At 63.4% G+C, this 13,628-nt stretch carries 13 protein-coding genes; 5 read left to right on the top strand and 8 right to left on the bottom strand.

From position 1 onward, the window contains the following. Window positions 1-209: 209 nt before the first annotated feature. Entirely contained in the window at window positions 210-1,460 is a 1,251-nt protein-coding gene (locus tag RMO89_RS02210) for an MFS transporter (RefSeq protein WP_310530953.1), read from the bottom strand. A gap of 411 nt (window positions 1,461-1,871) precedes the next feature. Here RMO89_RS02210 and guaA point away from each other — a divergent pair, with 411 nt between their 5' ends. Then, on the top strand, window positions 1,872-3,431 hold the full coding sequence (guaA, locus tag RMO89_RS02205; protein WP_310530952.1) for a glutamine-hydrolyzing GMP synthase: 1,560 nt from the start codon (window positions 1,872-1,874) through the stop codon (window positions 3,429-3,431). Between the two features lie 7 nt (window positions 3,432-3,438). Here guaA and RMO89_RS02200 read toward each other — a convergent pair whose 3' ends face one another. The 4 genes from RMO89_RS02200 to tldD form a co-directional block, all read right to left on the bottom strand. Continuing rightward, on the bottom strand, window positions 3,439-3,933 hold the full coding sequence (locus tag RMO89_RS02200; RefSeq protein WP_310530951.1) for an asparaginase domain-containing protein: 495 nt from the start codon (window positions 3,931-3,933) through the stop codon (window positions 3,439-3,441). Further along, window positions 3,933-4,370 (bottom strand): DoxX family protein, encoded by a 438-nt coding sequence (locus RMO89_RS02195; protein ID WP_310530950.1) that lies wholly within the window; start codon window positions 4,368-4,370, stop codon window positions 3,933-3,935. The genes RMO89_RS02200 and RMO89_RS02195 overlap by 1 nt, the downstream gene beginning before the upstream one ends. A 9-nt stretch (window positions 4,371-4,379) precedes the next feature. After that, a complete protein-coding gene (locus tag RMO89_RS02190; protein ID WP_310530949.1) occupies window positions 4,380-4,784 on the bottom strand; it encodes a hypothetical protein in 405 nt (134 codons plus the stop codon). 63 nt (window positions 4,785-4,847) lie between these two features. Beyond that, window positions 4,848-6,266: a metalloprotease TldD gene (gene tldD / locus RMO89_RS02185; RefSeq protein WP_310530948.1), complete on the bottom strand. Its 1,419-nt coding sequence runs from the start codon at window positions 6,264-6,266 to the stop codon at window positions 4,848-4,850. 217 nt (window positions 6,267-6,483) lie between these two features. Between tldD and RMO89_RS02180 the strand changes: the two genes are divergently transcribed. Together RMO89_RS02180 and RMO89_RS02175 are read left to right on the top strand one after the other, a co-directional pair. Then, complete coding sequence (locus RMO89_RS02180; RefSeq protein ID WP_310530947.1) at window positions 6,484-6,780, top strand: hypothetical protein; 297 nt, start codon at window positions 6,484-6,486, stop codon at window positions 6,778-6,780. Window positions 6,781-6,801: 21 nt separating this feature from the next. After that, window positions 6,802-8,322 carry a methyl-accepting chemotaxis protein gene (locus RMO89_RS02175; RefSeq protein WP_310530946.1) on the top strand — a complete coding sequence of 507 codons (1,521 nt, stop codon included), beginning with the start codon at window positions 6,802-6,804 and terminating at the stop codon, window positions 8,320-8,322. Window positions 8,323-8,352: 30 nt separating this feature from the next. Here the strand turns inward: RMO89_RS02175 and RMO89_RS02170 are convergent, their stop codons facing one another. Then, window positions 8,353-8,553 (bottom strand): zinc-finger domain-containing protein, encoded by a 201-nt coding sequence (locus RMO89_RS02170; RefSeq protein ID WP_310530944.1) that lies wholly within the window; start codon window positions 8,551-8,553, stop codon window positions 8,353-8,355. 70 nt (window positions 8,554-8,623) lie between these two features. Here RMO89_RS02170 and RMO89_RS02165 point away from each other — a divergent pair, with 70 nt between their 5' ends. Next, window positions 8,624-9,562, top strand: a complete 939-nt coding sequence (locus tag RMO89_RS02165; RefSeq protein ID WP_310530943.1) for an ABC transporter ATP-binding protein — start codon at window positions 8,624-8,626, stop codon at window positions 9,560-9,562. 33 nt (window positions 9,563-9,595) lie between these two features. Here the strand turns inward: RMO89_RS02165 and RMO89_RS02160 are convergent, their stop codons facing one another. Beyond that, complete coding sequence (locus RMO89_RS02160; RefSeq protein ID WP_310530942.1) at window positions 9,596-9,784, bottom strand: hypothetical protein; 189 nt, start codon at window positions 9,782-9,784, stop codon at window positions 9,596-9,598. A 175-nt stretch (window positions 9,785-9,959) separates the two neighbouring features. Between RMO89_RS02160 and nadB the strand changes: the two genes are divergently transcribed. Continuing rightward, window positions 9,960-11,534, top strand: a complete 1,575-nt coding sequence (gene nadB, locus RMO89_RS02155; protein ID WP_310530941.1) for an L-aspartate oxidase — start codon at window positions 9,960-9,962, stop codon at window positions 11,532-11,534. Here the strand turns inward: nadB and RMO89_RS02150 are convergent. After that, on the bottom strand, window positions 11,531-13,570 hold the full coding sequence (locus RMO89_RS02150; RefSeq protein ID WP_310530971.1) for a molybdopterin-dependent oxidoreductase: 2,040 nt from the start codon (window positions 13,568-13,570) through the stop codon (window positions 11,531-11,533). The genes nadB and RMO89_RS02150 overlap by 4 nt on opposite strands. Between the last annotated feature and the right edge of the window lie 58 nt (window positions 13,571-13,628).

Raw genomic sequence — 13,628 nt, 5'->3', positions numbered from 1 at the left:
CCGGCTCGAAGTCACTTCAGGCGAGCGTCGCGGTGAAAATGAGGCCGCTGGACATAGCAGCGACAATCACCGGCAGCACGATCGAATAGATGCTGCGCATGGGTATCTCCTGTTGCATTCGCGAACTGTGTTCGCAGTTGCAACATAACCTGACAGGTAGACATTACAAACGCAAAGGGCGCGCAAGCAGTTGCAAGAAACGCAATTGTCTAGCGTGACTCGCTTGCAGGTAGCCGCCGGGCACCCGCCAGGAACAGGCCCAGCGCGATCAGCGCGAAGAATGCGGCGACGAACAGCGGCATCGAAGGGAACGGCGCAATCGCTTGTGCGCCGCTGAACTTGGCGAAAATCCCGGCGTACAGCGGCGGCCCGATGATGGAGGCGATCGAGCCGATCGACTGGACTGCGCCTTGCAGTTCGCCTTGGCTTCTCGCATCGACGGCGCGGCTGTTGAGCGCGGATATCGATGGCTGGATCAGTCCTTGCAACGCGCCCACGGTAATGGCCACGTAAACCATCGCCGTGCTCGTTGCCGCTGCATAGATCACCGATGACAGGCAGACCCCGATAACCCCGGTCGCCACGGCCCATTTTTCGCCCATGCGCGGCGCGATGAAGCGCAGGCCGAACCCTTGCACCAGCGCGCTGGTCAGCCCGACCATGCCGAGCGCCAGCCCAACCTCGCGCTGGGAAAAGCCATAGGCGGCGATGGCGAAATAGGACCAGATTGCGGGATAGACGATGTGCGACAATTGCCACACCGCCAGCGCCGCGATGAACCACAGCACCGTAGCGCCTTGTCCGCGCAGCGCCTTGAGCGCTGAAAACGCGTTGGCCTGCCGCCACCTGAATTCCCGGCGATTCTCGGGTGCCAGCGTTTCGCGCAGGAAGAACAGCCCGAACAGGAAATTGGCAAAGGCAAGCGCGGCGGCGGCATAGAACGGGGCGCGCTCGCCGAATTCGGAGAGAATGCCGCCGATCGCTGGCCCGGCGATGAAACCGAAGCCAAAGGCCATGCCCATCAGGCCAAAGTTCGCCGCGCGCTTTTCCGGCGGGGTGATGTCGGCAATGCAGGCATAGGCGGCGGAATAGCTCGCCCCGGTCATGCCGGCCGCCAGCCGGCCGATCACCAGCCACCACAGCGCTGGGGCCATGCCTTGCAGCACATAGTCGATGGCCATGGCCAGCACACTGGCAAGCATCACCGGACGGCGGCCGAACCGGTCGGACAGGTTGCCGATCACCGGCGCGAACAGGAATTGCGTGGCAGCATAGCCCGCGCCAAGCCAGCCGGCGAAGACCGCTGCCTCGTCGATATTCATGTCGCCAAGATTCATGATCAGCCCCGGCAGAACGGGCATGATGATGCCGAAGCCCAGCATATCGATCAGCACGATGGCGAAGACGAAGCCCATGGTTGAGCGATGCGATGGGCCGGAAGTTGCGGGGGCGGCAGTCATATGGTGTCCGGCGATGAGGGTCACTCATCGATAGCAGGCATGGCCGCGCTGGCAATCTTGCCGGAATCAAAAAAGGGGCCGCCCGCTTGAACGGACGGCCCATGGGGAGGGACCTGGCGTCTGAATTCAGGTCCGTTCGGGTTCGAAGGTTGATTACATCAGCGTGAGTGCGAAGCCCAAGGTGCTGGCGAGAATTGCGAGGACGGCGCCGAGCACCGTTTCATTGCGAGTGATCATGGTTTGCTCCTGATTTCCAGCCGTTTCCGGCTTCCTTACCTACATTACTATAACCTAGGTTAGTAAATGTCAAGGGCTTTTTCGCATATGCAGCAATCGTAGCTGATGCGCGGATTTGGGGATCGCGGGCACCATCGGCTGGACAGGCCGGTAAGCCGCCATTATCGGCTCTGCATGACCGTCCAGCCCTCTGATTCCGTCCTCATTGTCGACTTCGGCAGCCAGGTGACCCAGCTTATTGCGCGCCGCGTGCGCGAAGCGGGCGTCTATTCCGAAATCGCGCCATTCAATTCGGCCGAGGAAGCCTTTCACCGGATGAAGCCGAAAGGCGTGATCCTGTCAGGCGGCCCCGCCTCGGTTACGGCAGATGGCAGCCCCCGCGCACCACAGGCGATTTTCGACTCTGGTCTCCCGATTCTCGCCATATGCTACGGCCAACAGACGCTCTGCGTGCAGCTCGGCGGCAAGGTCGAAGGCGGCCACGCTGCCGAATTCGGCCGGGCGGACGTGCTGATTCACAAGGAAAGCCCGCTGTTCGACGGCTTCTGGGAAGTCGGCCAGAAATACCCGGTGTGGATGAGCCACGGCGACCGGGTGACGGTGGCGCCTGACGGCTTCGAAGTCATCGGCACCTCGCCCAATGCGCCCTTTGCGATCTGCGTGAACGAAGCGAAGCGCTATTACACCACCATGTTCCACCCCGAAGTGGTGCACACGCCCGACGGCGCGAAGCTGATCTCCAACTTCGTGCACAAGATCTGCGGCCTTGCCGGTGACTGGACCATGGCCGAATTCCGCGCCACCAAGATCGCTGACATCCGCGCGCAGGTCGGCAAGGGGCGGGTCATCTGCGGGCTTTCGGGCGGGGTCGATTCCGCCGTTGCCGCCGTGCTGATCCATGAAGCGATCGGCGACCAGTTGCACTGCGTCTTCGTCGATCACGGCCTGCTGCGCATGAACGAGCGTAGCCAAGTCGAAGAGCTGTTCCGCGGGCACTACAACATCCCGCTGGTCGTCGTGGACGCCGAAGAGCGATTCATGAAGGGCCTTGCCGGCGTTACCGACCCGGAAAAGAAGCGCAAGTTCATCGGCGCCGAATTCATCAACGTGTTCGACGAAGAAGCCAAGAAGCTCGGCGGCGCCGACTTCCTGGCGCAAGGCACGCTCTACCCCGACGTGATCGAAAGCGTCTCGTTCACCGGCGGGCCGTCTGTAACGATCAAGAGCCACCATAACGTCGGCGGCCTGCCTGCGCGCATGAACATGGCGCTGGTCGAACCCTTGCGCGAACTGTTCAAGGACGAAGTGCGTGAGCTGGGCCGCGAGCTGGGCCTGCCCGAAATCTTCGTCGGCCGGCACCCTTTCCCCGGCCCGGGCCTTGCCATCCGCATCCCGGGTGAGGTCAATCACGAACGCTGCGAAATCCTGCGCAAGGCCGATGCGGTCTACCTCGAAGAGATCCGAAATGCTGGTCTCTATGACCAGATCTGGCAGGCCTTCGCCGTGCTGCTCCCGGTCCGTACCGTCGGCGTGATGGGAGATCACCGCACTTACGACAACGTCTGCGCGCTCCGCGCCGTGACCAGCACCGACGGCATGACGGCCGACATCTACCCCTTCGACGCTGCTTTCCTCAGCCGCTGCGCGACGCGCATCATCAACGAGGTCAAAGGCATCAACCGCGTGGTTTATGACTATACGTCGAAGCCCCCGGGGACGATCGAGTGGGAATAACGCGAGCCTAAACCGCCACGAACTTCCCGGCCTCACGGTCCTTCGTCACCTTCAACCCGTCAAACACCTGCCCGCTCATCGCGATCCACACGCCGGGGCCGGCGGTCTGGGCGGCGGCGAAGGCCATGCCGAGGTTGAACGGCGCGTCGGTCTCGGCGAAGCGTGCCGGGCTGAGTGCGCCGGTGAGGACCACGGTCTTGCCGGGAACGGCTTTGGCCAGAACCTTTGCCGTTTCGGTCATCGTGTCGGTGCCGTGAGTGACGACGATGCGGCTTTCCGGCGCTTCCTTTGCGGCAGAGGCGATCAGGGCGCGGTCGGCGTCGGTCAGTTCAAGGCTGTCCTTGCGCATCAGTTCGACCATGCGGAACGGCACGGCGACGCGGGCTTCCTTGAGCAGTTCGGGGATACCGCTGTCGACGATCTGGTATTCGGACAGCGCATCGAAATAGGCCTTGTCGATGGTGCCGCCTGTGGTGAGGACGAGAATGGAGGTCTGGCTCATCACCGCGCCTTAGCCGCGTGATCGTTGAAGGGCCAGCGGATGACTTGCCCGGCCCACAGTGCCAGCCAGATCAGCACCGGCTGGAAGGCAAGCCGAGGCACGTGATAGCCAAGGCCCGCGCCGCCGTCGGCTTTCGCCATGTCGAGCCACATATGCTGAAAATTGGCCGGCCAGACGCAGAGCGCATAGAGCGCCAGTCCGATCCCGCCGGCCTTGCGCAGCGGCGCGGACCACGGCTGGACCAGCGCAATGGCTCCGGCGATCTCTGCCACACCGGTCCCTGCCACGACAAAATCGGGGGCCGGAACCCATGGCGGCATGATGCCGGCAAAGGGCGCCGGAAATATCAGGTGGAGAACGCCAGCCGCGAAATAGAACAGGCTCAGGATCCAGCGAGCCCAAGCCTGTCCGAGCGGTACGCCCTGTCCACGCGTCACGATGCGTTATCAGCTGCCCTTGGGCACCTTGCGATAGGGCACGAAGTCATCAAGGCTGACGAAACCACGATACCACATGCCCGTGCGCTCATGCAGCTTTACCACATCGAGCCGGCACAGCTGGCTGCCGTGAGTTTCTGTCACCAGCACGTCATCATCGTCGAGCGAAGAGGCGAGTCTTGGCCGGTTCACGTAAATCGTCGAGCCCGAATTGTAGACGATTGCCGTCTTGTCAAAGATCTGCGAATCGCGCGCGGTGGTCAGGCTGATGCACGACACCGGCTTGCCCGGAACACGGCCTTCCAGCAGCTTGGCGAGCTTCTCTTCAGGCGTTTGCTTGGGCCCCTTGGCCGAAACGGCCACAGGCGACGCCAGCACGGCGGCGGCAGTAAGAGCGAGAACGATCTTCTTCATCACGATTCTCCCGGGAATATGTACGCAGTTATTATGTCTTGCCGCCTGAACCTGCGCTGAAAATCACGCCGTACCCCCAACCGTCAAGCCCTCGACCAGCAAAGTCGGCTGGCCGACGCCGGCGGGCACGCTTTGCCCGCCCTTGCCGCAGACGCCAACGCCATGATCGAGCGCCATGTCATTGCCGATGCCGGTGACGCGGGTGAGTACGGTCGGGCCGTCACCGATCAAAGTTGCGCCCTTGATCGGTGCGCCCAACTTGCCGTTCTCGACCTTGTAGGCCTCGGTGCAGGAAAACACGAACTTGCCCGAGACAATGTCAACCTGCCCGCCGCCAAAGCTCTTGGCGTAGATGCCATTCTTGATCCGGCTGAGCAGTTCGGCGGGATCGTCATTGCCGCCGCGCATGAAGGTGTTGGTCATGCGCGGCATCGGCGCATGGGCATAGGATTCGCGCCGCCCGTTGCCGGTGGCGGGAACGCCCATCAGCCGCGCGTTGAGCCGGTCCTGCATATAGCCCTTGAGCACGCCGTCCTCGATCAGCACGTTTTCCTGCGTTGGCGTGCCTTCATCGTCGATCGACAGCGACCCGCGCCGCGCCGCGATCGAGCCATCGTCGACCACGGTGACACCGGGGGCGCCAACGCGCTCGCCGATGCGGCCCGAAAACGCCGAAGTGCCCTTGCGGTTGAAATCGCCCTCAAGTCCGTGGCCGACCGCTTCATGCAGCAGCACGCCGGGCCAGCCGGGGCCAAGCAGCACGGTCATTTCGCCGGCGGGGGCATCGACCGAATCGAGGTTCACCAGTGCCTGACTGAGCGCGTGGTCAATCGCCTCGTTCCACGCATCTGGCGCGAACAGGTCATCATAGAGCTTGCGACCGCCCATGCCGAACGATCCGGTTTCGCGCCGGCCGTTCTGCTCGGCAACGATCGAAACGTTGAGCCGCACCAGCGGGCGCACGTCGGTGGCGACAAAACCATCGGCGCGGACGATTTCGACCACCGACCAGGATGCCAGCAGGCTGGCGCTGACCTGCGCCACGCGCGGATCGCGAGCGCGGGCGACACGGTCGATCTCCTCAAGCAGCTTGACCTTCGCCTCGAACGGCACAGCATCAAGCGGCGAGGCATCGGTATAGAGGTGGCGATTGGTCGCTTTCGGCGGTGGCGACATCCCCTGCGCGGCAGGATCGAGCAGCTTGAGCGTCTCGCCCGCGCGGCGGATCGCAGCGGCGCTGATCTCGTTGGCATGGGCAAAGCCGGTCATCTCGCCCGAAACCCCGCGCAGGCCGAACCCGGCGTCGCGCGAATAGTCGGCGGTTTTCAGCCGGCCATCGTCAAAGCCAAAGGCTTCGCTGGCGATGAACTGCATGTAGAGTTCGCCATCGTCGCACGCGCTGAGCGTATCGCGGGTGAGCGCCAGCGCGTCGGCAGGATCGAGTTGGCGGTAAAGGAGCGAACGGGGATCGGGGAGGGTCATGCGATGGATATAGGGTGGGCCGGCAAGGATGGCCATAGAGCCTAGAGTTTCGTGCGCTTGACGACCTTGAATGACCAGAAGTCTGCGTACTAGGGGGCATTGATTGCACAGGAACTGGGTCGGGCTGCGTATCAGTGCCTAGTCCGGCTCTATCAGAAATCGAACTTGCACGCCTGTACGAGGGCGAAATGCGTTCCTCTTTTCCTTCGTTACCGAGATGAAAACGGCTTTGCTGCTGCACGGCGCGATATGTGCAGCAGCGCTGGGCATCTGCTTGGCCTATCCGGCAGCGGGGCGCGATGTGCTTTTGGTGCCGATAGGCAGTGCGGCGGCAAGCCATGCCCTGCGATCGCAGGATTCCGGCAGCTTTGCCTTGTTCGGCGGCGGTTTGATTCCGGGAAGCCTGCACGTGCGCTTCGTCCATTCGCCAGCGCTTCTTCCCCTGCTTCGATCAGGCGTCGTGCCGATCGCGGTTCCGACTTTCCTGTGTTCAACCGGCCCTGAACCGAAATAAGCAATTTGATTGGATCACCTGATGAATGAACTGAGTGAGCTTCGCCGGCAGGGGGTACGGACCCTTTCCATCGTCTGCTGGCTCGGCGTTGCGGTAATCGTGGCTGGCGCGTTTCTGTCGGCCAGCGGCATAATCGCACCCGTTCTCGCGCTCGCTCTGGCGACCTACCCCACCTTCGCCGCTCGCACAGGAGCCTGTGACGCATCTACACGAGTGGTACTGGGCATGACCCTGCCGCTTTACAGTGCGCTGCTCGTCTTTCAGTGGTCTGGAAGCGCCTGGCAGATCGACCTGCACATGTCCTTCTTCGCCGTTATCGCGGTTCTGGCCGTACTCGCCGACTGGCGCCCGATTCTCGCCGGGGCCGCAATGACAGCGGTCCACCATCTGGCGCTCAATTTTGCCGCGCCGATGCTGGTGTTCGGCGGGTCTGGCGATTTTGCGCGGGTGGTGCTGCACGCAGTCGTCGTGATCGTGGAAAGCACGGTCCTGCTCGGCCTTGCCAACAAGCTTGAACAGTTCCTCCTTGGCCAGATGCAAGCGCGCCAGGCGAAGGAAGAGGCAGAGCGCGTCGCCGAAGCCGAGCGCCTGCGCAACGAAGCTGAGCGGGCACTGGTTGTCGAGCAGATTGCCCGCGGCCTTACCGACATGGCGGCCGGCCGGCTTCACAAGAGCATCACCGTACCTTTCCCGGCGGCATTCGAGGCACTTCGCGTGGATTTCAACGCCGCGCTGCTCAATCTCTCCGCCCTTATCGGCAGCGTGGCTCATGTTTCGCAGCAGGTCCAGCACGGCACCAGCGAGATCAGGATGGCAGCCGACGACTTGGCGACCCGCACGGAAATGCAGGCGAGTTCCGTCGAAACGACCTTGCGGACAATTTCGGCACTCAGCGAATCGGTTGGCTCCGGGGCCAACAAGGCAAACGAGGCCAGCGAGGCCCTCATCCACTCCCGCCAGCAGGCAGAGGCCGGCTATGATGTGGTCCGGCAGGCCATGGAATCCATGGCTTCGATCGAAAAATCGTCGAGTGCGATTGCGCAGTTCCTGACCCTGATTGACGGCATTGCCTTCCAGACCAACTTGCTGGCGCTCAACGCCGGGGTCGAAGCGGCGCGGGCCGGCGACGCTGGCCGGGGTTTTGCCGTGGTCGCCAACGAAGTGCGCGCGCTGTCACAGCGTTCGGCGGAAGCAGCGATGGAAATCAAGGCGCTGGTAACCAATTCCACCAAGCAGGTCGCCGAAGGCGTCACGATGGTCACCGAAAGCGGCAAGGTGCTGGAAAGCCTGATGAGCGAAGTGGTCCATATCGCGGACCTAGTCAGCAATATCGCGCAGTCCGCCAGTGCCAACGCCAAGGAGCTCAACAGCGTGCAGGTCTCGTTCGCCCAGATCGAAATGGCGACTCATCAGAACGCGGCCATGGTCGAAGAAAGCAACGCGGCGCTGCGGACGCTGGACGGCGAGGCACTTGCCTTGACCCGTGCAATCGAAGAATTCAACGTTGAGCAAGATGACCGGACGTTGTCCCTCGCAGCCTGAGGAACCTAGAGGGATGGGACAAGAAGGGCCTTAGTGATGCCCACCCTCAAGCACGAACCGCTTGTCGCAATATCCACAGTCGACATAGCCCTTCTCGTCGATTTCCAGCCAGACGCGCGGGTGGCCCAGGGCTGGCGAAATCTCGCTTGCGCCATCGCACTTCACGCGTGTCGAGGTGACGGTCACGGTTTCGGGGGCGTTGTCGGCAGGTGAGTGAGCGGCTTGTGTCATGGTGCTTCCCGGGGGTCATTCGCTTGGTTTCCCCTTTACGCAAAGCCGGCTCTGTCGCAAGAGCCGATCCATGCAAGACAGTTCCACGCTTGGCCCGGCAATCTCGATCCGCAATCTTTGCAAGACCTATGCAGGCGGCAAGCAGGCGCTGAACGATGTGTCGTTCGATGTGCCCGCGGGGCAGATATTCGGTCTGCTCGGTCCGAACGGCGCAGGCAAGTCGACGTTGATCAATATCCTCGCGGGCCTCGTCAACAAGACTTCAGGCCACGTCTCGATCTGGGGGCATGATATTGATGCCGACCCGCGCAACGCCAAGCGCGCCATCGGCATCGTCCCGCAGGAAGTTGTCTTCGATCCGTTCTTCACGCCGGCCGAAGTGCTGGAAAACCAGGCCGGCTTCTACGGCGTGCCCAAAGCGGCGCGGCGGACGCTGGAACTGCTGGCGGCGGTGCACTTGTCGGACAAGGCCAATGCCTATTCGCGCACGCTGTCCGGCGGGATGAAACGGCGGCTGCTGATTGCCAAGGCGCTGGTCCACAACCCGCCTGTGATCGTGCTCGATGAACCGACTGCCGGGGTCGATGTCGAACTGCGCCGCCAATTGTGGGAGCTTGTCAGCCAGCTTAATTCCGAAGGGGTGACTGTGGTGCTCACCACCCATTACCTCGAAGAGGCCGAGGAACTGTGCGACCGCATCGCGATCATCAACCATGGCCGCGTGATTGCTGACAAGCCGACGCGCGAACTCGTCAACATGGCGCATGAAAAAGTCGTGGCGCTCACGCTTTCCGAAGTGGTTGGTGCGCTGCCCACGCACCCGGCCTTCATCAAGTGCGAGGCAGAAGGCGAGCGCGGACTGGCGATAACTTATGACACCAGCCGGATGAACGCCGGCGAAGTGTTGGCACTTGTTCAGGCGCAGGGCCTCTCAATCATCGACGTGACCACCCGCGAGCCTGATCTAGAAGACGTCTTCGTCAGCCTGACGAGCGCAGCGGACGGCTAATTCCGCTCCCGCCCGCGGAGGTGGACTGACGGATCACAGCCAAGCGGGCTGACCTTCATGGTCCGGTTCCCAATCCTTGTGCCAGTGGCCCGCGCTGCGGCGGCGAATGCCGGAGCCGCAGAACCTGCAGGTCGAAATGAAATGGGTGCCGTCCCACTTCGCGCGGTCACGGATCGGTGTGTGGCGGTTGAACCAGCACAGAGGAAATTCGGGTTTGCGCATCGGCGTGACTCCGGCAGGCAGTTTGGGGCAAGCAGACTGGCAAGAGTTGTAACCCGTAAGCGTTGACCACGGTTCCCGAACCGCATCCATTGTGGAGGCTTTGGCGACTGGCCGAAGCTGCAAAACGGCAAGGCGCTTTTCTTGGGCCGCCAATTGCGCCAAGGATCGGTGCGAGATGCAGCATGATGTGATCATTGTCGGATCCGGCGCCGCGGGGCTTACCGCAGCGCTGGCGCTGGGCCAGAACCTCAAGGTCCTGGTCCTGGCAAAGGGCGGACTCTCCGGCGGGTCGACCGCATGGGCGCAAGGCGGGATCGCCGCCGTGCTCGATGCGGGGGACACGTTCGAGAACCACATCCGCGATACCATGGTTGCCGGGGCCGGACTCAATCGCCTCGAAACGGTGGAATTTGTCATCGAGCGCGCGCCGCACGCGATCGACAGGCTGGCCCAGCTGGGCGTACCTTTCAATTCGGAAGGCGAACACCTCCACCTGACGCGCGAGGGCGGCCATTCGCATCGCCGCATCGTCCACGTAAACGACGCCACCGGCTGGGCCGTGCAGGAAGCGCTGCTGCGCGCCTGCGAGGCCAACCCCAACATCACCCTGCTGCCGCACCGCGCCTGCGTCGATCTGATCACCGGTCGTCACGAGGAACGCTATTCCGGATCGGGCCGGGTCTGGGGCGTCTATTCGCTCGACGAGAACACCGGCAAGGTTGAGGCCCATACCGCCCGCGCCACGGTGCTGGCGACCGGCGGGGCAGGTCGCGTGTATCAATTCTCCACCGCGCCGCGCGGGGCGACCGGCGACGGCATTGCCATGGCCTGGCGCGCCGGTGCGCGCGTCTCAAACATGGAGATGATGCAGTTCCACCCGACCTGCCTCTACAACCTCGACGTCAAGAACTTCCTGATCACCGAGGCGGTTCGCGGTGAGGGCGGCCACCTGCTCAATCCCAAGACCGGTCACCGCTACATGGCCGATTACGACGAGCGGCTGGAACTGGCCCCGCGCGATGTCGTCGCCCGCGCCAACGATGCCGAGATCAAGCGTGACGGGCTCGATTTTGTCCACCTCGACATCAGCCACCAGCCCGCCGATTTCGTGAAGGCGCACTTTCCGAACATCTACGAAAAACTGCTTGGCCTCGGCATCGACATGACCAAGGAACCGATCCCGGTGGTGCCGGCGCAGCACTACACCTGCGGCGGGATACTCGTCGATCTGGACGGGCGAACCGACCTGCCGGGGCTCTATGCCGCAGGCGAATGCACTGAAAGCGGGCTGCACGGCGCGAACCGGCTCGCCTCGAACTCATTGCTCGAATGCTTCGTTTTCGGTGAGGCGGCGGCGGCCCATATCCTGGCCAACTGGGATGGGTTCGATGCCCCACCGAAAGTGCGCGGCTGGGACGAAAGTCGGGTCACCGATTCGGACGAAGAAGTCATCATCAAGCAAAACTGGACCGAAATTCGCCGCTTCATGTGGAACTACGTCGGCATCGTGCGCACCACCAAGCGCCTCGAACGCGCGGCGCACCGGATCAAGCTGCTGACCACCGAGGTGGAGGATTATTATGGCCATTTCCGCGTTTCGACCGACCTGATCGAACTGCGCAACCTGCTGCAATGCGCCGACCTGATCGTCCGCTCGGCCCTCGCCCGCAAGGAGAGCCGGGGGCTGCACTACACGCTCGACTATCCGCAAACGCTGAAGGTGGCGCGCGATACAGTGCTGGTGCCTTAGATCCCCTCCACCTCAACAAACGCATCATAATACCCCGTGCCGCCGCCCCAGTCGGTCGGCGCCTCATCCGTCAGCACGTTGACCCCGCGCCTCACGCCGCTGGCGTCCTCGAGGTGGCCGAAGGGCATCCAGGCGAGGCCGGGGCGCAGGCGGTCGGACACGCGGCAGTGGGCGTGGACTTCGCCTAGCGCATTGTGGACGCGCACCAGCATGCCTTCGGCCAGACCGCGGGTTGCCGCATCGGCGGGGTCGAGTTCGATGAACAGCTCGCCCGCGCGCTTGCGGTGCGGATTCATGTGGCTGTAGCCGGAGTTGAGAAAGGCGTGGGCCTTGCCGGTGATCAGTTGCAGTCCCGCCTCGCGCCGGATTGCGCCAACGCCGGGTAGCGGGTCATGGCCCATGTCGGCGAGCGTGTCGGACCACAGCTCAGCCTTGCCCGAAGGTGTCGGGAAGCCGCCCTCGGCAAAAGGCCGCCAGTCCTCGGGCGCGGACAGGCGCGCATGGCCTTCGTCCCACAGCCGCTCAAAGGTGATTCCCTCCAGCCATGGATGCCCGCTAGCCAGCGCTGCGCGGATCATGCTTTCATCGCTGTCGTAAAGCCACGGCTCGGTCCGCCCCAGCGCCTTGGCCAGCCGCCGGAAGAGTTCGGTGTTGCACAGCGCCTCCCCTGGCGGTTCGATCGCCGGACGGTTGAGCGCGAGGTAGAGGTGCCCCCACGCCGGCGACAGGTCGAGGTGCTCGATCTGGCTGGTCGCCGGCAGAACATAGTCGGCGTACCGCGCGGTGTCTGTGACGAACAGGTCATGCACCACGGTGAACAGGTCTTCGCGGGCGAGGCCCTTTTCGACCAGCGCCTGATTGGGGATCGTCACCGCCGGGTTCGCGCCATAGACCATCAGCGCCTTGACTGGCGGATCGAGTGCTGGATCGCAGAGGTCCTTGCCCAGATCTCGCATGTTGAGCGTGCGCGCCGGTTGCCACCGGTCCGGGCGTTCGACCGACTGCATGTCGAGCGCGGCGTAATGTAGCGCGTGGGTCGACCGCGCAATGCCGCCGCCGCGGTGGCGAAACGCACCACTGAGCACCGGCAGGCACGAGACGGCGCGGAACTGCATCGCGCCGTTGATGTGATGCTCGATGCCGATCAGCGGTCGCAGCAGGCTCGGCTGGGTGGTGGCATAGAGGCGGGCGAAACGCTCGATATCCGCCACCGGCAGGCCGATGATCGGTGCCATGGCCTCGGGCGAATGGGCGGGCAGGCGCTGGGTCAGCGCGTCATAACCCACGGCATGAGCGCGCACGTATTCCTCGTCCACAAGCCTGTCGCGGTGCATCACGTGCATCACCGCCATGGCCAGCGCGGCGTCGCTGCCGGGGAGCGGCTGGATGTGCCAGTCCGCTTCCTGCGCGGTGCGGGTGCGCACCGGATCGATGACCACCAGCGTCGCCCCGGCTTTTTGCGCGGCCTTCACTTGCGGCCAGTAATGCAGGTTAGTGACTACGGTGTTGGTGCCCCACAACACGATCAGCTTGGCATGGGCTACGTCTTCGGGATCGATGCCCGAACCCACGCCCAGCGTCGCAGTCATTCCCGCTGCGGCAACCGCACCGCAGATGTTGCGATCGAGCCGGCTGGCGCCGAGCGCGCCGAACAGCCGCATGTCGAGCGAGGCCTGCTGGACGAGGCCCTGAACTCCGGCAGAAGAGTAAGGTAGGATCGCCTCGGCACCGTAGTCGCTGATGACAGCCTGCCAGCGTGCGGCGATATCGGAGAGGGCTTCGTCCCACGATACCCGTTCGAACTGGCCGCTGCCCTTGGGCCCCACACGCTTCATCGGATGGAGCACGCGCTCAGGGTGGTAGACCTTGTCGAGGTAGTGGTTAACCTTGGCGCAAAGTGTTCCGCGCGTGAAGGGATGGTCGCGGTCACCCACCAGCGCCGTGGCGCGGCCCTGGTCCACGGTCACCACCCAGCCGCAGGTATCGGGGCAATCGTGCCCGCATGCGCCTTTGACTGTGCTGGAAGGGGAATTCATCGCTAACCTGTCTTTGCGCATTTCCCGGCGACCATAGCCGCAGAGCGGTCCGGAGCAA

It is taken from the genome of Novosphingobium sp. (assembly GCF_031424035.1).
In the GTDB taxonomy this organism is placed as follows: domain Bacteria; phylum Pseudomonadota; class Alphaproteobacteria; order Sphingomonadales; family Sphingomonadaceae; genus Novosphingobium.
Note: the sequence above shows the minus strand (reverse complement) of the source record. Positions and strands in the feature narration are given on the sequence as shown.